Source organism: Parasphingomonas frigoris (genome assembly GCF_036663815.1).
Taxonomy (GTDB): domain Bacteria; phylum Pseudomonadota; class Alphaproteobacteria; order Sphingomonadales; family Sphingomonadaceae; genus Sphingomonas.
In genome coordinates, this window is sequence record NZ_JAXOJQ010000003.1 from 805,334 (window position 1) to 824,640 (window position 19,307).

At 67.4% G+C, this 19,307-nt stretch carries 15 protein-coding genes; 5 read left to right on the top strand and 10 right to left on the bottom strand.

Annotated features, from left to right (window positions below; translation table 11 throughout):
* Positions 1-88: 88 nt before the first annotated feature.
* Positions 89-871, bottom strand: coding sequence for an SDR family NAD(P)-dependent oxidoreductase (locus U1872_RS14200; RefSeq protein WP_332793536.1), 783 nt, complete (start codon positions 869-871; stop codon positions 89-91).
* A 114-nt stretch (positions 872-985) separates the two neighbouring features.
* Positions 986-2,158: an acetyl-CoA C-acetyltransferase gene (locus tag U1872_RS14205; protein WP_332793537.1), complete on the bottom strand. Its 1,173-nt coding sequence runs from the start codon at positions 2,156-2,158 to the stop codon at positions 986-988.
* A gap of 103 nt (positions 2,159-2,261) precedes the next feature.
* Here U1872_RS14205 and U1872_RS14210 point away from each other — a divergent pair, with 103 nt between their 5' ends.
* Positions 2,262-2,927: a nitroreductase gene (locus tag U1872_RS14210; protein ID WP_332793538.1), complete on the top strand. Its 666-nt coding sequence runs from the start codon at positions 2,262-2,264 to the stop codon at positions 2,925-2,927.
* 150 nt (positions 2,928-3,077) lie between these two features.
* On the opposite strand, the gene U1872_RS14215 is transcribed toward U1872_RS14210, so the two are convergent.
* The 3 genes from U1872_RS14215 to U1872_RS14225 all read right to left on the bottom strand — a co-directional run bounded on the left by U1872_RS14215 (position 3,078) and on the right by U1872_RS14225 (position 7,656).
* Entirely contained in the window at positions 3,078-4,541 is a 1,464-nt protein-coding gene (locus tag U1872_RS14215) for a DEAD/DEAH box helicase (protein ID WP_332793539.1), read from the bottom strand.
* 374 nt (positions 4,542-4,915) lie between these two features.
* Positions 4,916-6,235 carry an amidohydrolase family protein gene (locus U1872_RS14220; RefSeq protein WP_332793540.1) on the bottom strand — a complete coding sequence of 440 codons (1,320 nt, stop codon included), beginning with the start codon at positions 6,233-6,235 and terminating at the stop codon, positions 4,916-4,918.
* Positions 6,232-7,656 carry an amidohydrolase gene (locus tag U1872_RS14225; RefSeq protein WP_332793541.1) on the bottom strand — a complete coding sequence of 475 codons (1,425 nt, stop codon included), beginning with the start codon at positions 7,654-7,656 and terminating at the stop codon, positions 6,232-6,234. The genes U1872_RS14220 and U1872_RS14225 overlap by 4 nt, the downstream gene beginning before the upstream one ends.
* 137 nt (positions 7,657-7,793) lie before the next feature.
* On the opposite strand from U1872_RS14225, the gene U1872_RS14230 reads away from it, so the two are divergent.
* Positions 7,794-8,234 (top strand): c-type cytochrome, encoded by a 441-nt coding sequence (locus U1872_RS14230; RefSeq protein WP_332793542.1) that lies wholly within the window; start codon positions 7,794-7,796, stop codon positions 8,232-8,234.
* Between the two features lie 92 nt (positions 8,235-8,326).
* Here U1872_RS14230 and U1872_RS14235 read toward each other — a convergent pair whose 3' ends face one another.
* Positions 8,327-9,484: an acyl-CoA dehydrogenase family protein gene (locus U1872_RS14235; protein WP_332793543.1), complete on the bottom strand. Its 1,158-nt coding sequence runs from the start codon at positions 9,482-9,484 to the stop codon at positions 8,327-8,329.
* Between the two features lie 148 nt (positions 9,485-9,632).
* On the opposite strand from U1872_RS14235, the gene U1872_RS14240 reads away from it, so the two are divergent.
* On the top strand, positions 9,633-10,634 hold the full coding sequence (locus U1872_RS14240; protein ID WP_332793544.1) for a fumarylacetoacetate hydrolase family protein: 1,002 nt from the start codon (positions 9,633-9,635) through the stop codon (positions 10,632-10,634).
* An 89-nt stretch (positions 10,635-10,723) separates the two neighbouring features.
* Here the strand turns inward: U1872_RS14240 and U1872_RS14245 are convergent, their stop codons facing one another.
* The 4 genes from U1872_RS14245 to U1872_RS14260 are packed head-to-tail and all read right to left on the bottom strand — an operon-like array spanning position 10,724 to position 17,540.
* Entirely contained in the window at positions 10,724-12,757 is a 2,034-nt protein-coding gene (locus U1872_RS14245; protein ID WP_332793545.1) for a tetratricopeptide repeat protein, read from the bottom strand.
* On the bottom strand, positions 12,750-14,099 hold the full coding sequence (gene prsR, locus U1872_RS14250; RefSeq protein ID WP_332793546.1) for a PEP-CTERM-box response regulator transcription factor: 1,350 nt from the start codon (positions 14,097-14,099) through the stop codon (positions 12,750-12,752). Before prsR ends, U1872_RS14245 begins: the two co-directional genes overlap by 8 nt.
* Positions 14,096-16,150, bottom strand: coding sequence for an XrtA/PEP-CTERM system histidine kinase PrsK (gene prsK, locus U1872_RS14255; protein WP_332793547.1), 2,055 nt, complete (start codon positions 16,148-16,150; stop codon positions 14,096-14,098). The genes prsR and prsK overlap by 4 nt, the downstream gene beginning before the upstream one ends.
* A 1-nt stretch (position 16,151) precedes the next feature.
* Complete coding sequence (locus tag U1872_RS14260) at positions 16,152-17,540, bottom strand: TIGR03013 family XrtA/PEP-CTERM system glycosyltransferase (RefSeq protein WP_332793548.1); 1,389 nt, start codon at positions 17,538-17,540, stop codon at positions 16,152-16,154.
* Positions 17,541-17,712: 172 nt separating this feature from the next.
* On the opposite strand from U1872_RS14260, the gene U1872_RS14265 reads away from it, so the two are divergent.
* Both U1872_RS14265 and U1872_RS14270 read left to right on the top strand, forming a co-directional pair.
* The gene (locus U1872_RS14265; protein WP_332793549.1) at positions 17,713-18,777 is read left to right on the top strand and encodes a mannose-1-phosphate guanylyltransferase/mannose-6-phosphate isomerase; all 1,065 of its coding nucleotides are present in this window, start codon (positions 17,713-17,715) and stop codon (positions 18,775-18,777) included.
* 31 nt (positions 18,778-18,808) lie between these two features.
* Positions 18,809-19,288 (top strand): GNAT family N-acetyltransferase, encoded by a 480-nt coding sequence (locus U1872_RS14270; protein WP_332793550.1) that lies wholly within the window; start codon positions 18,809-18,811, stop codon positions 19,286-19,288.
* Positions 19,289-19,307 lie beyond the last annotated feature (19 nt).

Sequence of the window (19,307 nt, forward strand, 5' to 3'; positions counted from 1 at the left end):
GGGTTAGGGGAGGGGCGTGAAACGGGTGGGCGGACGGGATCGATAAGCCCTCCCCCAGCCCCTCCCGCAAGCGGGAGGGGAGTTTAGGTCAGCGCGGCGCCATGCGGATCGCGCCGTCGAGGCGGACATCCTCGCCGTTGAAATAGCTGTTCTCGAGCATAGTCAGCGCGAGATGCGCATATTCCGCCGGAATGCCGAGCCGCTTGGGGAAGGGCACGCTCGCCGCCAGATTGTCCTTCACCGCCTGTGGCGCGCCCTGCATCAGTGGCGTCTCGAAGATGCCGGGCAGGATCGTGTTGATGCGGATGCCTTCGCCCATCAGGTCGCGCGCGATCGGCAGCGTCATGCCGACGACGCCGCCCTTCGACGCCGAATACGCCGCCTGGCCGATCTGGCCGTCCTCGGCGGCGACGCTCGCGGTCATCACCATCGCGCCGCGCTCGCCGTCGTCGCCCGGCGTCAGCGTCAGCATCCCCGCCGCCGATTTGGCGACGCAGCGGAAAGTGCCGATCAGGTTGATCTGGATGAGCCAGTCGAACGCCGCGAGCGGGAAATGCTTGATGCTGCCGTCTTCCTTAGAGCGGCTCGCGGTCTTGACCGCATTGCCCGTGCCGGCGCAGCAGACGAGCACCGCTTCCTGGCCGTGCGCGGCCCGCGCCTTGGCGAAGCCGGCGTCGACCGACTCGTCCGAGGTGACGTTCACTTCGCAGAACACGCCGCCGATCTCGGCGGCGAGCGCCTCGCCCTTCTCGGCCTGCAGATCGAAGAGCGCGACCTTCACGCCCTTGGCGGCAAGCGCGCGCGCGGTGGCGGCGCCAAGGCCCGATGCGCCGCCGGTGACGACCGCAGCGGTGGTGGAGTCGAGTTTCATGGGAAGTCCCCTAAATTCGTCGCCCCGGCGGAGGCCGGGGCCGCTCTGTTGTGTGCGGTGCCACCGTTGCGCGTCACAACGGGACGGCCCCGGCCTCCGCCGGGGCGACGGGGATCAGACCCGTTCGATGATCGTGACGTTAGCGACGCCGCCGCCTTCGCACATCGTCTGCAGGCCGTAGCGCCCGCCCGATTTCTGCAGCGCATGGACCAAAGTCGCCATCAGCTTCGTCCCCGAAGCCCCCAGCGGATGCCCGAGCGCGATCGCGCCGCCATTGACGTTGAGCTTCGCCGGATCGCCGCCGGTATGCTTCAGCCAGGCGAGCGGCACCGGCGCGAACGCCTCGTTGACCTCGTACAGGTCGATCTCTTCGATCTTCATCCCCGAGCGTTGCAGCGCGCGGTCGGTCGCGAACAGCGGCTCCTCGAGCATGATCACCGGGTCGCCGCCGGTGACGGTCAGATTGACGATCCGCGCGATCGGCGTGAGGTTGTGCGCCTTGAGCGCGGCCTCGCTGACGATCATTACCGCGGAGGCACCGTCGCAGATCTGACTGGCATTCGCCGCACTGATGCTGCCGCCTTCCTGGAGCAATTTGACCGAACCGATGCTTTCCAGCGTCGCGCCGTACCGGATGCCCTCATCGGTGCCGTGCTGGACGATCCCCTCGGGCGTCTCGATCTCGAGCGCGATGATCTCGTCGGCAAAGTCGCCGCGCTCGGTCGCCGCCTGCGCGCGGCGGTGGCTCTCGAGCGCGAAGGCGTCGAGCATCGCACGGTCGAAGCCGTGCTTCTTCACGATCATCTCGGCGCCCATGAACTGGCTGAACATGATGCCGGGATATTTCTCCTCGAGCCGCGGCGACTTATAGTTGCCGAGGCCCTCTTTCATGAACAGCGTCGCGGTGGTGCCCATCGGCACGCGCGTCATGCTTTCGACGCCCGCCGCGATCACGATGTCCTGCGTTCCCGACATCACCGCCTGCGCGGCGAATTGCAGCGCCTGCTGTGACGATCCGCACTGCCGGTCGATCGACACGGCAGGCACGCTGTCGGGAAGGTTCTTGGCGGCGAGCACGGCGTTGCGGCCAACCTGGCCGGCCTGCTGGCCACCCTGCAGGACGCAGCCCATGATCACGTCGTCGACCGCGGCGCCGTCGATCCCGGTGCGTTCGACGATCGCGTCGAGGACGGACGCGGCCATGTCGACCGGGTGCCAGCCAGCGAGTTTCCCGCCGCGCTTGCCGCCGGCGGTGCGGACGGCATCAACGATATAGGCTTCGGCCATGCTCGACTCTCCATAATCGGTTTCTGTTTGCAACCTCTATTGCCGTAATCCAGTCGCTTGGGCAAGGTGGTACGGCGTACCCGATGATCGAAAGGTGAGACCCATGGACGTGAGCGAAGCGATTGCAGCGCGCCGATCGGTACGCGGATTTCTCGGCGACCCGGTCGACCCGGCGGTGCTGCACGGCATCGTCACCAAGGCCGCGCGCGCAGCGACCGGCGGTAATCTACAGCCGTGGCATGTCGACGTGCTGACCGGCGCCCCGCTCGATCGGCTCAAGGCGGACATCGCGGTAAAGCTGTGGCGCGGGGAAAGCGAGACGCCGGCGTACGACATCTATCCTCGGGAATTGGTCGCGCCCTATCGCGACCGGCGCTTCGCGGTGGGCGAGGCGATGTATGGCGAGATCGGTATCCCGCGCGAGGACAAGGCTGCGCGGCGACTGTGGTTCGCGCGCAACTTCCAGTTTTTCGGCGCGCCCGCCGCCTTGTTCTGCAGCGTCGACCGGCGGATGGGGCCGCCGCAATGGGCCGACCTCGGCATGTACCTGCAGAATGTGATGCTGCTCGCGGTCGAGGCGGGGCTGGCGACATGCGCGCAGGAATGCTGGGCGATGTATCCCGAGACGGTCGGCGAAGCGATCGCGCTGCCGGAGGAACGCATGCTGTTCTGCGGGATGGCGATCGGCGTGGAGGATACGACAGAGCCCGCGAACCGCTTGCGCAGTTCACGGGCTCCGGAAGGGGAGTGGCTGACGTTTCAACCCTAAATCCTCCCTCGCGAAGCGGGGGAGGGGGACCATGAGCATTCAGCGAATGATGGAGGGGGCCTAGCCCCAAGCGTTACGCTCGCGGCCCGGCCCCCTCCGTCAGCCTTCGGCTGCCACCTCCCCCGGTTCCCGGGGGAGGATTAAGAAGGTTCAGCCCGCGGCGGGCGAACGACGGCCACCGCCGCCGCCGGCACCCGAGCGTCCACCGGCGCCGCCGGGACGGCCGCCACCGGGACGGCCTTGGCCACCCGGACGACCCTGTCCACCAGGACGACCGCCGCCAGCCGGACGACCGGCGCCCATCGGACGACCAGCGCCTTCGGGCCGCGCGCCCTGCGGACGCCCGGCGCCGGCCGGGCGATCCCCGGTCGGACGTGCCGAATGCGTCGCCTTGGGCGGCGCACGGTGACGGCCCGAGTCATCGCGACGCTCGAACGTGTCGGACCCGGCCGGACGCGCCGCCTTGATCCGCGCTGCCTCGGCGGTGAAGCCTTCCGGAAGCTGCATCATCTCGGGCTTGACCTTGGTCAGCTTCTCGATGTCGCGCAGGTACGTCCGCTCATCATCCGCCACGAAGCTGATCGCGGTGCCCGATGCGCCGGCGCGTGCGGTACGGCCGATGCGGTGGACATACTGCTCGGGAACGTTGGGCAGCTCGAAGTTGAAGACGTGGCTGACGCCCGAAACGTCGATCCCGCGCGCCGCGATGTCGGTCGCGACCAGAACCTTGGCCTTGCCCGACTTGAACTCGGCGAGCGCCCGCTCGCGCTGCGGCTGGCTCTTGTTGCCGTGGATCGCGTTCGAATCCATGCCGTTCGCCGCGAGCAGCTTCACGACGCGATCGGCGCCATGCTTGGTGCGCGTGAAGACGAGCGCGCGCTCGACCTTCTCGTCGCGCAGCAGGATCGTCAGCAGCGCCTGCTTCTCGCCCTGGTTGAGGAAGGTGACGAACTGGTCGACGCGCTCGGCAGTGCTCGACGTCGGCGCGACCTTGACGGTCTGCGGATCGTTGAGAAACTGGTTGGCGAGCTCGCGGATCGCATTCGGCATCGTCGCCGAGAAGAACAGCGTCTGGCGCTGCTTGGGCAGCATGCGGACGATCTTGCGCAGTGCATGGATGAAGCCGAGGTCGAGCATCTGGTCGGCTTCGTCGAGCACGAGGATCTCGAGCATCGCGAGGCTGACGAAACGCTGCTCGATCAGGTCGAGCAGGCGGCCCGGCGTGGCGACGAGGATGTCGACGCCGCGCGCCATGTCCTGGCGGTTCTTGTTGATGCTGGTGCCGCCGAACACGGTCGCGACCGACATCTTCGAGAACTTGCCATATTCACGGGCGCTCTCGGCGATCTGGCTGGCGAGTTCGCGCGTCGGCGCGAGCACGAGCATGCGGCAATGGGTCGGAAGGACGCGCTTTTCGTTGTTCACCAGATGCTGGATCGACGGCAGCACGAACGCCGCGGTCTTGCCGGTGCCGGTCTGCGCGATGCCGAGCAGATCGCTGCCCTCGAGGAGGATCGGGATCGACTGCTTCTGGATCGGGGTAGGGGTGGTATAGCCTTTGGCTTCGAGCGCGCGGACGAGCGGCTCGGCGAGGCCGAGTTGGGCGAAAGTCATGTGGATTCAGTCCATTGCAATAGCCATGGACGCACGCTTGGAAGCGCACGAATGGCGGGGGAAGGTGACACCCCGCGTGAAAAGGGAGGTCCGTTACAGTAACGACCGAGGCGGAGCTTGGGCTGCCGGTTAACGGCATGCCTAATCACGCTGCATGACGCCTCGATTGGCGCGATATAGGGGAGGGGCGGCGTTAAGTCAATGTGGCGCGAACGCCTGCTTCGCCCTCAACCTTGCACTCGCCCTCTCCCGCCTTCGCGGGAGAGGGTTGGGTGAGGGTCTTCTTCCTTTTTGCGGGCCAAGCAGAAGAAGGCCCTCACCCAACCCTCTCCCATGAAGATGGGAGAGGGCGAAGAAGGAGAAATGGAAGCGGCTTAGCGCTCGTACGCCTTGGGCAACGCCCCTTCCTGCGGCACCATATACCGCTCGCGCAGCGCGTCCTGTCGCGTGCGCAGCGGCTGCTTCACGCCGTCGATATAGACCGCCGCCACCGCGGTGCCGAGCTCGAGCGGATCGCCCTCCCAGATCACCACGTCGCCGCGGCGCCCGGTGCGGAGCGAGCCGATCTCGTCGCCGATGCCGATCGCGTCGGCGGGCACGCTGGTGATCGCGGCGAAGGCGGCGTTCCAGTCGAGCCCGGTTGCGCCGGGCACCTTGCCGAGCGCGACGAGATTGCCGGCATATTGCTTTTCGAGCCGCGCCTGGCGCGCTTCGTCGTCGTTGATCGTGCCGATGCCGACCATCACCCCCGCCGCCTTCATCCGCCCGATGTTCGATTGCGTCGCGCCGAGCTGGTCGAAGCTCGCGGGCAGATCGGTGAGTGCCGAGCCGATCACGGGGATGCGCGCCGCTGCGATCTGGCTGGCGACGAGCCAGCCTTCCGCCGCTCCGACGAAGACCATCTTCAACGCCGGATAATCGCGTTTCAAATCGATCAGCGCGAGCATGTCCGAGGCGCGCTCGACATGGATCAGCAGCGGCATCGTGCCAGTCGCGACCGGGACCAGTGCGGCGGCATCGGCGCGGGTGAGCAGCGCGTCCTTGCCCTGATCGGCATAAGCGGCAGGCGCGCGGACATAGTCCTTCACCTGCGCCAGCGCGTTGCGGAACATCGCGATCATCGCCGGGCGGCTGTTGCCGCTGCGCGACCCGCCGCCGCCATATTCCATGAACTGGAAGGCGCGGGCCTTGGTGATCGGCGCGCGATCCGCACCGAGATCGATCACCGCGCCCAGGCCGGCGAAGATCGACCCGTCATTGTCGGGCGCGACGATCGCGCGGGTGATGCCCTCGGCGCGATTGAGCGGGATCGAGGAGGTCGCCGGGTTGACCGCGGGGGCGACATCGATCGCGGCATGGAACGGGCTGCCGCGGGCGGCGGTGTCGTTGGTTTCCTCGATCCCGTCGGATTCGACGATGCCCATCCGCGTGAATCCCGCGACGATACCGGGGGTGACCCATTTGCCACCGGCATCGACGCTCGGAATCCCCGCCGGAACCGCGACCGCCTTGCCCGCGGCGACGACGCGCCCGTCGCGGACGACGACGGTGCCGCCCTCGATCGGCGCCGAACCGTCGCCGATGACGAGCCTGGCGTTGGTGATGGCAACGCTTTGCGCCGCGGCGGATGCCGCACACATGAGCGCGGCGGGCGTCGCGAGGAAGGCGACGCTCAGGAGCAGGAGACGCTTCACTTCACATCTCCCGAGCCGGGCTGGCCAAGTTCGAAATCGGACACTGGCCGCAGTTTCGGGTTGGACGAATCGTAGAGCAACGCTCCGTCGATCCACACCTTCTCGGGCCGCGTGTAGACGCTGAACGGGTTGCCGTTCCACAGCACGACGTCGGCCATCTTGCCCGCCTTGAGGCTGCCGGTCTTGTCGGCGATGCCGAGCGCCTTGGCCGGATTGTAGGTCAGCCACTCCCACGCCACCGCGTCGGAAATGTCGATCCCGGCATGCCGGCCCGAGGCGAGCGCCTTGGCGACTTCCTGATTGAGGCGCTGAATGCCGTTGGGGTCGTCGGAATGGATCATCGCGCACGCGCCATTCTTCTGCAGCAGCGCGAGATTCTCGCCGATCGCGTCGTACGACTCCATCTTGAAGCCCCACCAGTCGGACCACACCGCCGCGCAGGTGCCGTTTTCCTTGAGCAGATCGGCGACCTTATAGGCCTCGACCGCATGGTGGAACGCGCTGACGTGGTAGCCAAACTCCTTGGCCATATCCATCACGATGGCCATTTCATCGGCGCGGTAGCAATGGTTCTGGACGAGAATTTCGCCCGACAGCACGCCGGCGAGCGTATCCATCGCGATGTCGCGACCCGGCGCCTCGCCGCCGTCCTTTTCGTATTTGTCCCACTTGCGGCGATATTCGACCGCCTTCGACCAGGTCTGGCGATCGACCGCGATATTGCCCATCCGCGTCGAGGGCTCGCGCCCCTTGCTGCCATAGACGCGCTTGGGATTCTCGCCGCATGCCATCTTGAGCCCGTAGGGTGCGCCGGGGAACTTCATTCCCTGTTCGGTGCGGGCATAGACATTCTTGAGGACGACCGAGCGACCGCCCATCAGATTGGCCGAGCCCGGCAGGATCTGCAGCGTGGTGACGCCGCCATTGACGAGCGCGCGGCTGAAGCCGGGGTCCTGCGGCCAGACGCTATGTTCGGCCCAGACGTCGGCGGTGATCGGGCCGGTCGCCTCGTTGCCGTCCGAATTGGCCTGGACGCCGGGCGAGGGATAGTCGCCGAGGTGGCTGTGGATGTCGATAATGCCGGGGGTCAGCGTCTTGCCGGTGCCGTCGATCACCGTCGCGCCGGCGGGTGCCGCGACGTTCTGCCCGACGCTCACGATCTTGCCGTCGGCGAACAGCACTGAGCCGTCGTCGATCTTTCCGCCCTCGCCATCGAAGATGGTGACGTGTGTGACCAGCGTCGGCACGCCCGGATAGGCCTTGTAGGTAGAAGGGTAGGGATCATGCGCATAGCCCTTGCCGAGCCCCGGGCCCGATTTCGCCGGCTTGGCCCCCGCGGCCGAGGGGCCCCCGCTGCCATCCCCTGCGCATCCCACCAGCAGCGCAGCAAGCGCCACCGTGGCCAATCCGATATGCTTCATCAAACCCCCTTCGCGCGTTTCGCGCTGTGTTACGAAGATAATCCGGAAGGTTGGCATGGCTGTCAATCGCCGTGATGGGGCGATCGCCAAGCTGCTGCGGGTTTGTCGGCGGGGATCACTGCGCCTATGTCGCGGCGATGTCGTTCCGCCTCATCCTCATCGCCGCGGCCGCCGCTGTGCTGCTGACCGCCTGTTCGTCGCGCGACGACAAGGAGGAACGCCGCCGCGCGGCCGGCCCGTCGCCGTCTCCCGCCGCGCTGCTCCGCGTCGCCAGCGCCGACGCCGGCGAAAAGCTGTTCGGGCAATGCTACGCCTGCCATTCGATCGACGCTTCCGCCGCCGACCGCAGCGGGCCGAACCTGTTCGGCGTGATGGGCGCCGACGTCGCGCAGCGCCGGCCGCGCTTTCCCTATACGTCGGCGCTGCAGGCGTTCGGCGGACGCTGGACGCCCGAGCGGATGGATGCCTGGCTTACCAATCCCAAGCGGCTGGTGCCCGGAACCGCGATGGGCTTCGCCGGGCTGCCCGATCCGCTCGATCGCGCCGATGTGATCGCGTACCTGCAGAAACGACACTGAGCCTCGCCAGCGGCAGGTCGCGCACCCTAGGAAAACACGCTTCCTCGGCGAAGGCCGGGGAAGCGTGTTTTCCTAGGTAAGCGTGCAATGCCCTAAAGCGACCGCCCGATCAGCTCCTTCATGATCTCGTTGGTCCCGCCGAAAATCCGCGTCACCCGCGCCGCGCGCCACGCCCGCGCGATCGGATATTCGTTCATGTAGCCAGCACCGCCGTGCAACTGCAGGCACGCATCCATCACCTCCCACTGCAGATCGGTGTGCCACAGCTTGGCGGCAGCGCCTTCTTCGTTGGTCAGCTCGCCCTTCAGATGCCGCGCGATCGCCCAGTCGAGATGCGCCCAGCCGACCTGCAGCTTGGCCTTCAAGTCGGCGAGCACGAAGCGCGTGTTCTGGAAATCGAACACCATTCCGGCAAAGGCCTTGCGTGTCTTGGTGGACTCGACCGTCTCGTCGAACGCCTTCTGCGCCGAGGCCTGGACCGACACCGCGATCGACAGCCGCTCCTGCGGCAACTGGCTCATCAGATAGATGAAGCCCTTGCCCTCTTCGCCGAGGCAATTGGTCATCGGCACGCGCACGTCCTCGAAGAACAGCTCGGACGTATCCGCCGCTTCCTGCCCGATCTTGTCGAGTTTGCGGCCCTTGCTGAAGCCCGCGCGATCGCTCTCGACCAGGATGATCGACATGCCCTTCCACGCGGGCTTGGCGTCGGGATCGGTCTTGGCGACGACGAGCGTCAGGTCGGTGTTCTGCCCGTTGGTGATGTAGGTCTTCGAGCCGTTGATGACATAGTGGTTGCCATCCTTCTTCGCCGTCGTGCGGATCGCCTGGAGGTCGGAGCCGGTGCCGGGCTCGGTCATCGCGATCGCGGTGATCACTTCGCCCGACACCATCTTGGGCAGCCACTGCGCCTTCTGCTCTTCCGAGCCATAGGTCTCGATATACCCCGCGACGATGTCCGATTGCAGCGAGAAGCCCGCCGGCACGCCGTTATACGCCATTTCCTCGTCGACGATCGCATTGTAGCCGAAATCGAGCCCGAGCCCGCCATACGCCTCGGGCGCGGTCGGGCAGAGCATGCCGATCTCGCCCGCCTTCATCCAGAAGTCCTTGGGGACGAGCCGGTCTTCTTCCCATTTGGTGACGTTCGGCACGCCTTCCTTCTGCAGGAACTGGCGGACGGTCTGGCGAAACGCCTCATGATCTTCGGTATACGCAAAGCGGCCGGCAACGGTGTCGAGCGACGACATTTCAGATCTCTCCTAAGTTTCGAGCTGCAACTCTTTTCCTGTGGTGTGCGAGTCGTTTCCGCAAACGTCAAGCACGATCGCCGCCCGCTTGGGGATGACAATGCGGGCGGTGCGGCTATGCTCTGCGAAAACCTGCAGGAGAGCGTATATGAAACTGGCCAGCCTCAAATCCGGGCGCGACGGCAAGCTCGTGATCGTCTCCAACGACCTCGCCTGGTATGCCGACGCCGCGCACATCGCGCCGACGCTGCAGGCGGCGCTCGACGATTGGGACCGCCTGCTCCCCGACCTGCAGAATCTCAGCACCGATCTCGAGCATGAGATGATCCCGATGCGGCGCTTCCACGAGCATCAGGCCGCAGCACCGCTGCCGCGCGCCTATCAGTGGGCCGACGGCTCGGCCTATGTGAACCATGTCGCGCTGGTGCGGCAGGCGCGCGGTGCGGAGATGCCCGAGACGTTCTGGCACGATCCACTCATCTATCAGGGTGGATCGGACGGCTTCCTCGGCCCGCGCGACGCGATTCCGCTCGCCGACGCGGCGTGGGGCTGCGATTTCGAGGGCGAAGTCGTCGTCGTGACTGGCGACGTGCCGCAGGGCGCGAGCCGCGCGGAAGCACTGGCGGCGGTGCGGCTAGTCGGGCTGACCAACGACGTCTCACTGCGCAACCTCATCCCGGGCGAGCTCGCCAAGGGCTTCGGCTTCTTCCAGTCGAAGCCGGCCAGCGCTTTCTCGCCGGTGTTCGTCACCCCCGATTCGCTGGGGGACTGGTGGCAGGACGGCAAGCTCCACCGCACGCTGATGGTCGATCTCAACGGACAGCCGTTCGGTCGGGTCGCGGCGGGCGCGGACATGACCTTCGATTTCGGCACGCTGATCGCGCACGCCGCCAAGACGCGCGCGCTCGGCGCCGGGACGATCGTCGGTTCGGGCACCGTCTCCAACCGCGATGCCGATGGCGGCCCGGGCAAGCCGATCAGCGCGGGCGGGGTCGGCTATGCCTGCCTCGCCGAAGTCCGCACGGTCGAGACGATCCTCGACGGAGCGCCAAAGACCGCGTTCCTGAAGGCCGGCGATACGGTGCGGATCTGGGCGGAGGATGACAAGCACCACCCGATCTTCGGGGTGATTGAGCAGGTCGTCGAATAAGACGCTTTCCCCGAGCCGATCTCCACCACGCTTCCCCGGCCTTCGCCGCGGAAGCGTGTTGGAGAGGTGAGGGACGGTGAGGGAAACCGCTAGCCCAGCACCTTCAACGCTGCGGTCGCGGCCGCGCGGTCGCCGAAGGTCGGATCGGCCAGCGCTGCGCGGATCTGCACGCGCGCTTCCGCAGCGCGATCGACATCGGCATAGGCCTGCCCGAGATGCCAGCGCAGCACCGACCGGTCGGGCGCGATCGACGCGGCCTTTTCGAGCAGCTGCAGTGCCGGCTCGCTCTTGCCTTGCTGATAGAGCGCCCAGCCATAGGCATCGCTCGCCGCCGGGTTCATCGGTGCCAGCGCATAAGCGGCCTTGCCGTAGACCAGCCCGGTCGCGGCATCGCCGTCGCCGGTGTAAGCGTAGGACAGTTCGGCGAGCAGCGCCGCATCGCGATTGCCGACGCGCTGCCGCAAGCCCTCGAGCGTCTCGATCGCCGCATCCCAATCGGCACCGGCGACCTGCCAGTGCGCGGTCAGCCGCTGGCCCGCGACGTTCTGCGGGTTTTGCGAGACGAACAGCGCCAGCACATTCGCCGCCTCGGCCCGCCGGCCGGCGCGCTCGAGCGCATCGACCGCGCGCAGCATCGTCGATTCGTCGAAGCGGATGTCGACCGCGTGACGATAGGCATCGGCCGCCTCGCCAAAGCGCTGCATTGCCATCAGCGTGTCGCCGACCGCGAGATAGGCGTTGGGTGCGCCGGGCGTCATCCGCACCAGCGCCTGTGCCTTCTCGAGCGCGGCGCTCGTATTGCCGGCATCGATCAGTCCGCGGATCAAGCCGAGCTGCGCGACCGGCTCGTCGGGCGCGTCGCCTGCCGCCAGGCTCAGCGCGGCGAGACCGTCGTCGGTACCAAACGGGCTCGACCCGCTCACCAGCGGGATCGCCGAGCGGTCGAGATAGCGCGCCGCCCAGTCTCGCTCGCCCGATTGCTCGAAAGCGCGGCCGACGAGCGAGAGCGTGTAGCTGTCGGCATCGGCGCGCAATGCGACCGGGCGCAGCACGTCGAGCGCGCCGCGCGGATCGCCCGAGCGCAGCAATGCCGCCCCAAGCAGGCGGCGCGCGACGATGTTGGTCGGCTGCTGCCCGACCAGCCCGCGCCACGCCTCGATCGCCTGCTGATAGGCGCCGACGCGGTAGGCGAGCGTGCCTTTGAGCAATTGCGCACCGGGCAGATCGTCGAGCTTTCCGGCGGTGCGCTCCATCAGCTGCCGGGCGAGATCGTCCTGGCCGGCGCGGGCGGCGAGCACCGCCTGCAGATAGAGCGCCTGCGGGCTGCCGGGGCGGGCGGCGAGCGCCTTGCGGGTCGCCGCGAGCATGTCTTGATAGCGCCCGACATCGCCGAGCGTACCGGCATATTCGATCAAAGCGGGATGATAATACGCGTCGTGCGCCAGCGCGCTCTCGAACCACGGCAGCGACGCGACGAGGCCGAATTGCGCGCGCACCAGTTCACCGCGCAGCGTCAGCGCCTCGACATTGGCGGGATCGGCCGCGATCGCGCGCTGCGCCGCGGCGGTCGCGCCGACCAAATCGCCCACCTGATATTTGATCCGCCCGAGATCGGACCAGCCGAAACTGTCCTTCGGCGTGTCGGCGAGCAAAGTGCCGAGCGCGGCCTGGGCGGCGGCGGTGTCGCCGCGTGCCGCGAGCGCGCGAGCGCCAACGCGGATCGCATAGCCGGTAAAGCGCGGCCCGGCCTGCTTCGCCTCGGCCAGCGCGCGGTCGGCCTGTCCTTCTAACAGCCAGGCATGCGCGAGCAGATGATGCGACCGCGCCGGATCGAACCCGACGGCGCGTGCCCGCCCCAATTCCCCCTCGGCCGCGACGCCGTCGCCGAGCGCGAGATAGCTGCGGGCGAGCATCGCATGCGCGACGCCCCATTGCGGATCGGCCTTGATCGCGGCGAGCGCGTGATTGCGCGCCGCGCTATAATTGCCGATGCCGAGCGCCTTGACGCTCAGCGCCAGCTCGGTGCGCGCACCCGTGGCGTCAGTCCGCGCCGACGCGCTGCAACCGCCGACGAGCACTGCCGCAGCGATCGTCGCGAGGGCCGGGGAAAAAGGTTTAGGCATGGAGGTCATAGCTCTTCAGCAGGTCGTACAGGGTTGGACGGCTCACGCCTAGCAGCTTGGCAGTATTGGATATATTCCCCTCCGCGCGTGCCAGCGCCTGCGCGATCGCCGAGCGATCGGCGCCCTCGCGGGCGGCGCGCAGATTGAGCGGCGGCTCGACCACGCCCTCGGCCAGATCGAGGTCGGCGGCGGTGACGAGCTTGCCCTCGGCCATGATCACCGCGCGCTTCATCCGGTTCTCGAGCTCGCGCACATTGCCCGGCCAACTCCATCCGGCGATCGCCGCGCGGGCGTCGGGCGCGAGGCCGGTCACCGCCGACTTCATCGATGCCGCATAGCTCTTGAGGAAATGCTGCGCGAGCAGCACGGCATCGCCGCTGCGCGCGGCGAGCGCGGGGATGCGCACGACGATCTCGGCGAGGCGGTAGTAGAGATCCTCGCGGAAGGTACCCGCCGCGACCATCGCATCGACATCCTGATGCGTCGCGCAGACGATCCGCGTGTCGACCGCGATCGCCTTGCGCCCGCCGATCCGCTCGATCGTGCGCTCCTGCAGGAAGCGCAGCAGCTTGACCTGCAATTGCAGCGGCACGTCGCCGATTTCGTCGAGGAACAGCGTGCCGCCCTGCGCCTGCTCGATCTTGCCCTCGGTCATCTTGACCGCACCGGTGAACGCGCCCTTTTCGTGCCCGAACAATTCGCTCTCGAGCAGCGTCTCGGGGATCGCCGCGCAATTGATCGCGACGAACGCGCCCTTGCCGCGCGGACTGGCGTCGTGGAGCCCGCGGGCGAGCAATTCCTTGCCGGTGCCGCTCGCGCCGAGCAGCATCACCGAGACGTCGGCGCCGGCGACGCGCTCGATCGTGCGGGTGACCTTGAGCATTTCGGGGCTCGCGGTGATCATCCCGCCCAACCCTGCGCCGCTGCCGCGCGCGGCGAGCCGGCGATTCTCCGTCTCGAGCGCATGGACGTGGAAGGCGCGCGCGACGATTAGGCCGAGCGCATCGATATCGATCGGCTTGGCGTAAAAATCCCAGGCGCCATCGGCGATCGCCTGCCGCGCACTGTCGCGCGCGCCGTGGCCCGAGGCGACGATCACCTTGGTGTCGGGCTTGAGATGGAGGATCTCGGCGAGCGTGGCGAAGCCCTCGCTCGTCCCGTCGGGGTCGGGCGGCAGGCCGAGGTCGAGCGTCACCACCGCGGGCTCCTCGGCGCGGATCGCGTCGAGCGCGGTCGCGCGATCGACCGCGGTGATGACGTGATAGCCTTCATACGCCCAGCGCAACTGCCGCTGCAGGCCGAGATCGTCCTCGACGATCAGCAATTTGGGTTTGTCGGTCATGCCGCCTCATCCAGGGGAATCGCCCGCGCGGCGGCGAGCGTAACGCAGAAGGTGCTGCCTTTGCCCTCGCGGCTGTCGACGCTGACGCTGCCGCCCATCGCCTCGGCGAGTTGCCGCGCCTCGAACGCACCGATCCCGAAGCCGCCGGGCTTGGACGATGCGAACGGCTTGAACAGCTGGTCGCGCACGAACGTCGGGCTCATGCCGCAGCCATGGTCGATGACCGCGACCGCGACGCGCTGCGCGTCGGCCTGAACGCTCAGCGTCACCGGCGTGGTTGGGTCGCTCGCCTCGATCGCATTCTGCAGCAGGTGGCCGAGCACTTGCTCGAGCCGCAGCGGGTCGGCGAGCGCAAGCAGGCCCGGCGCGCCCCTTACCTCGACCGTATGCTGCGCGCGGCGCCGCGCGGCGACCTGTTCGGCGAGCGCGAGCAGGTCGACCGGGCGCAGTTCCTCGGCGCGCGCGTGATGATGCTGCGACAGGCGCGCAAGCAGGTCGTTCATGCGCCCGGCCGAATCCTGCAACGTCGCGATCATGTCGGCGCGGAACGCGGGATTGTCGGCATGACGCTCGGCATTGCGCGCGACCAGGCTCAGCTGGCTGACGAGGTTCTTGATGTCGTGGAGGATGAAGGCGAAGCGGCGGTTGAATTCGTCGAAGCGCTGCGCCTCGGCGAGCGCGGTCTGTGCGCGTTCCTCGGCGAGATAGCTCGCCACCTGCCGCCCGGCGATGCGCAACAGGTCGAAATCCTCCCAGTCGAGCGCGCGGTCGATCGGCGGACGCGCGAGCAGGATCACGCCCTGGAGACGATCGATATGCGCGAGCGGGAGGAGCACCCAGCCGTCGCCCTCGAGCATCCAGGCCGGCACGCTCGCCTGTTCGAACGGATCGGTCGCGCCGGCGCGAACCGCGTCGAGTTCGACGATCCGTCCACTTGTCGCGAGATGGGTGACGAGCCGCGGATCGGCGCCGGCGCTGGCCGCATGCCAATTCCAGCTGGCACCGACGCCCAAGCCGCTGCCGTCGGGAACGAGCAGCAGGCCGGCGGGCGAATCGGTCAGGTCGGCAACCGCCTTGACGATGCGCTCGTCGAGCGGCGCGGCATCATCGGGCTTGCCGAGCGTGTCGGTGAAGCGGATCCACTCGGCGCGATAGTCGTAGCGATGCCGGAAGAAGTGTTTCGACACCTTGACCTTGGCCCAGGCCCGAATCCACGGCGACGACAGGATCGTGACACCCGCCGCGGTCGATCCGATCACGAAGGCGGTCTGCCACAGGCGCGCGCTGTCGCCGCTGAGCGTCGCGATCGCGCTGGTCGCGACCAGCATGGCGGCGGCGTAGAGCAGGGTCACCGCAAACGACAGCGTCTGCCAGGCGACGGTGCGCGACACTTGCAGCGTCCAGTCGGCATTGCGCTGCACCGCAACCGCGAACACCGGCGCTGCCAGCGCCAGGACAAAGCCGCGCGTGACGATCAGCGCGCCCGGCCAGCTGTCGGTCGCGTAGACCGTCCCGTAGACCAGCAGGTCGATCCCCCATATCGCGGTCAGCGCGAACACGATCAGGCGGATGTTGGCGCGCGCGCGTGGCGTGGCGATGAAGTAGAGATGATTGAGCAGCAGCAGCGCACCGATTGCCGCCATGATCCGCAGCAGCGTTCGCGTCGCGGCGATCGCGGCGCTCGACTCCGGGCCGATTGCCTGGTCGGCCAGCGCCAGGACGATGCCGGACAGCACGACCAGCGCCACCACACCGTAGATGGTCGTCACCGCCAATCGCTCGACGCCGGCGCGGTCGCGTCGGAGGAGGGCATACATGAAGCCGAGCCAGGCGAGGTTGCGCAGTCCTTCGGCGACGCGGGTGATCATCTCGGCCGCGCCGATGCCGGCCACCGCGAGCGCCCACAACGCAGTCGTGCCGAGCGCGAGCACGAAGGTCTGGCGTGGCAAGCCACTCCCCGCGTCGCGCAGCCGCGACAGCGCCACGCCCGCGAACAGGAAGGCCGCGAGCGCGTGGCTCCACAGGATCAGCGTGGCCTGCCCGTCCAGCATGTCAGCGTGCGCCCTCGGGCCACAGCACGACGCGCACGGTCTGCAGCAGGATCAGCAGATCGAGGAAGGGCGAATAGTTCTTCGCATAATAGAGATCATATTCGAGCTTCTGGCGGCTGTCCTCGATCGACGCGCCATAGGGATAGTTGATCTGCGCCCAGCCGGTGATGCCGGGCTTCACCATATGGCGCTCGGCATAATAAGGCAGTTGCTGCTCGAGATCCTCGACGAATTGCGGGCGTTCCGGGCGCGGGCCGACGAAGCTCATCTCGCCCTTCAGCACCGACCAGGTCTGCGGCAGCTCGTCGATCCGGAGCTTGCGGATGATGCGGCCGACGCGGGTGATGCGCGGATCGTTCTTCTCGGCCCAGACCGCCTTGCCCGCGACCTCGGCATCGATCCGCATCGAACGCAGCTTCACGCAATCGAAGCCGACATTGTAGAGGCCGACGCGACGCTGGCGATAGAAAGCCGGACCCTTGCTCTCGAGCTTGATCGCAAGCGCGGTGAACAGGATCAGGGGGAAGGTCAGCGTGAGCAGCAGCAGGCTGGCGGTGATGTCGAACAGCCGCTTGAACAGGCTCGAGAACATCCGCCCGGACGAGAAGCCGTCGGAAAATATGAGCCAGCTCGGATTGACGCTCTGCAGGTCGATACGTCCGGTCTCGCGTTCGAGGAAGGTCGAGATCTCGTTGACGTGGACGCCGGTGGTCTTGATCCGCAGCAGATCCTTGAGCGGCATGCCGTTGCGCCGTTCCTCGAGCGCGAGGACGACTTCGCTCGCGTTGAGCAGCACGACATGGTCGGCGAGATTGTAGATCGCATCGCGCGCGATCGCCTCGGGGATGACGCGCGCGGCTTCGCTCATCGAGATATAGCCGACCACGACGAAGCCGGCGCCGGGGGTCTGTGCGAGCGCCTTCAGCCGCGCCGCCCGCGCACCCGCGCCGAGCACGACGACGCGTCGCTTGAACGCCTGCCCGCCGATCAGCTTGCCGACCAGGATCCGCAGGGCGACCAGCAATATGGCGGCGATGCCCATCGAATAGAGCAGGTTGGAGCGCCAGAAGCTTGCCGATGGCACGAGGAAGAAGACGACGCTGAGGAAAATCACGCCGAGCGAGATCGCGACCAGCAGGCGCGCGGTGGCATAGCGCAGCGATTGCAGCGCGCCGGCACCGTACACGCCGACCGCGACCATCGCCATCTCGAGGGATGCCGCGAACGTCAGCAACTGTGGAATCCGCATCTGTATCGGCAGCGCCTGGAGCGATACCTGCTGCATCCGGATCGTGTAGCCAAGCTCGCCCGCCACGACCAAAAGGACGAGATCGAACAATCCGAGCAGCAGCACGGCGTTGGGAATATAGTGCTTGAACAGCCTGATCATCGTTCGGTGGACCTCGTCCGAGCCTATGGCGGGTGTAAACAAATCCGACACCGGTAAGCCGCTGTCGCAGAAATTGACGAAGAAACCTTGAACGCCCCGGCACGGGCTCGATTTAAGGGAGTGACGGCGTGCGGAGAGTCTCGCTAGAGCGACCGCAGTTAGGAGAAATTTGATGCCGAAGACCCAACAGATCGTCCCGGTCATTCTTTCGGGCGGTTCGGGCACCCGGCTATGGCCGATGTCGACTCCCGAAATGCCCAAGCAGATGCTGTCGCTGACCGCGGACGAGACGATGCTCCAGCTGACCGCGCGGCGCGCGCAGGGCGAGCGCTTCGCAGCCCCGATCGTCGTTGCCAACGCCCGCCATGCCGAACAGGTCGCGGCGCAGCTCGCCACGATCTCGGCGACGCCGCAAGCCTTGATCCTCGAGCCGATCGCGCGCAACACCGCGCCTGCCATCGCGCTTGCCGCGATCGCCGCCGGATCGGGCGATGCGCCGCTGCTGGTGATGCCGTCGGACCATGTCATCGCCGACGTCGCCGCCTTCCACGCCGCGATCGAAACCGCGCTGCCAATGGTCGCCGACGGCTGGCTCGTCACCTTCGGGATCGACCCGCATGCGCCCGAAACCGGCTATGGCTGGATCCATATCGGCGACGCGATCGCAGAGGGCGTGCACCGCGTTGCGCGGTTCGTCGAGAAGCCGCCGCGCGACGCGGCCGAGGCGATGCTCGCCGCGCGCGACCATGTGTGGAACGGCGGCATCTTCCTGTTCCGCGCCGATGCCTATCTCGAGGCGCTGGCACTGTATGACCCGGCGGCGCGCGCTGCCAGCCAGGCGGCGATGGACGGGGCGCGCCACGAGGGCGCGCTGGTCTATCCCGACGCCGAAGCCTTTGCCGCTGCGACGTCCGAATCGGTCGATTATGCCGTGATGGAAAAGGCCGATCGCGTCGCGGTCGTGCCGGTCAGCATGGGGTGGAGCGACCTCGGCAGCTGGGATGCGCTGCACGAGATCAGCGATCGCGACGCCGACGGCAATGCGCACGCCAGCCGCGATGGCGGCACGGTGATCGCGGTCAACACCAGCAACTGCCTGGTGCGCAGCGACGGCGCGCGCGTCGCGCTCGTCGGGGTCGAGGATTTGATCGTCGTCGCCAGCGGCAACGACATCCTGATCATGCCGCGCGGCCGCAGCCAGGAAATCAAGAAGCTGATCGCGGCCATGCAAGGCTGAGCAGCAGCCTGACGCGGGGGAGGGGCACGTCGTGAGCGCACTGAAGATCCACGCCTATCGCGACGACCTCGCGCAGGCGTTCCACGACATCAACGCCGAGTGGATCGGCGCGATGTACCGGATCGAGCAGACCGATCTCGATGTGCTCCAGAACCCGTACGAGCGGATCATCGCGCCGGGTGGCGACATCCTGTTCGTCGAGGCCGAGGGCGCCGGGATCGTCGGGGCGTGCGCGCTGCAGAAGACCGGCCCCCGCCAATATGAATTGACCAAGATGGGCGTCCGCGAAGCGGCGCGCGGCCGCAAGGCGGGCGAATTCCTGCTTGCTGCGATGATCGCCCGCGCCCGGGCGCTCGGCGCGGAGCGGCTTTACCTGCTCAGCAACAGCAAGAGTGCGGCGGCGATCCACCTCTACGAGAAGGTCGGCTTCGTCCACGACGCGGCGATCATGGCGGACTTCGGCGCGCGCTACGAACGCTGCAACGTGGCGATGCTGTACCCGCTGGCGTGATCGTCTCGTAGCCGGAACA

Coding starts and splice junctions, on each gene's coding strand:
- U1872_RS14200 (WP_332793536.1), bottom strand. CDS start 871: ATGAAACTCGACTCCACCACCGCTGCGGTCGTCACCGGCGGCGCATCG.
- U1872_RS14205 (WP_332793537.1), bottom strand. CDS start 2,158: ATGGCCGAAGCCTATATCGTTGATGCCGTCCGCACCGCCGGCGGCAAG.
- U1872_RS14210 (WP_332793538.1), top strand. CDS start 2,262: ATGGACGTGAGCGAAGCGATTGCAGCGCGCCGATCGGTACGCGGATTT.
- U1872_RS14215 (WP_332793539.1), bottom strand. CDS start 4,541: ATGACTTTCGCCCAACTCGGCCTCGCCGAGCCGCTCGTCCGCGCGCTC.
- U1872_RS14225 (WP_332793541.1), bottom strand. CDS start 7,656: ATGAAGCATATCGGATTGGCCACGGTGGCGCTTGCTGCGCTGCTGGTG.
- U1872_RS14230 (WP_332793542.1), top strand. CDS start 7,794: ATGTCGTTCCGCCTCATCCTCATCGCCGCGGCCGCCGCTGTGCTGCTG.
- U1872_RS14235 (WP_332793543.1), bottom strand. CDS start 9,484: ATGTCGTCGCTCGACACCGTTGCCGGCCGCTTTGCGTATACCGAAGAT.
- U1872_RS14240 (WP_332793544.1), top strand. CDS start 9,633: ATGAAACTGGCCAGCCTCAAATCCGGGCGCGACGGCAAGCTCGTGATC.
- U1872_RS14245 (WP_332793545.1), bottom strand. CDS start 12,757: ATGCCTAAACCTTTTTCCCCGGCCCTCGCGACGATCGCTGCGGCAGTG.
- prsR (WP_332793546.1), bottom strand. CDS start 14,099: ATGACCGACAAACCCAAATTGCTGATCGTCGAGGACGATCTCGGCCTG.
- prsK (WP_332793547.1), bottom strand. CDS start 16,150: ATGCTGGACGGGCAGGCCACGCTGATCCTGTGGAGCCACGCGCTCGCG.
- U1872_RS14260 (WP_332793548.1), bottom strand. CDS start 17,540: ATGATCAGGCTGTTCAAGCACTATATTCCCAACGCCGTGCTGCTGCTC.
- U1872_RS14265 (WP_332793549.1), top strand. CDS start 17,713: ATGCCGAAGACCCAACAGATCGTCCCGGTCATTCTTTCGGGCGGTTCG.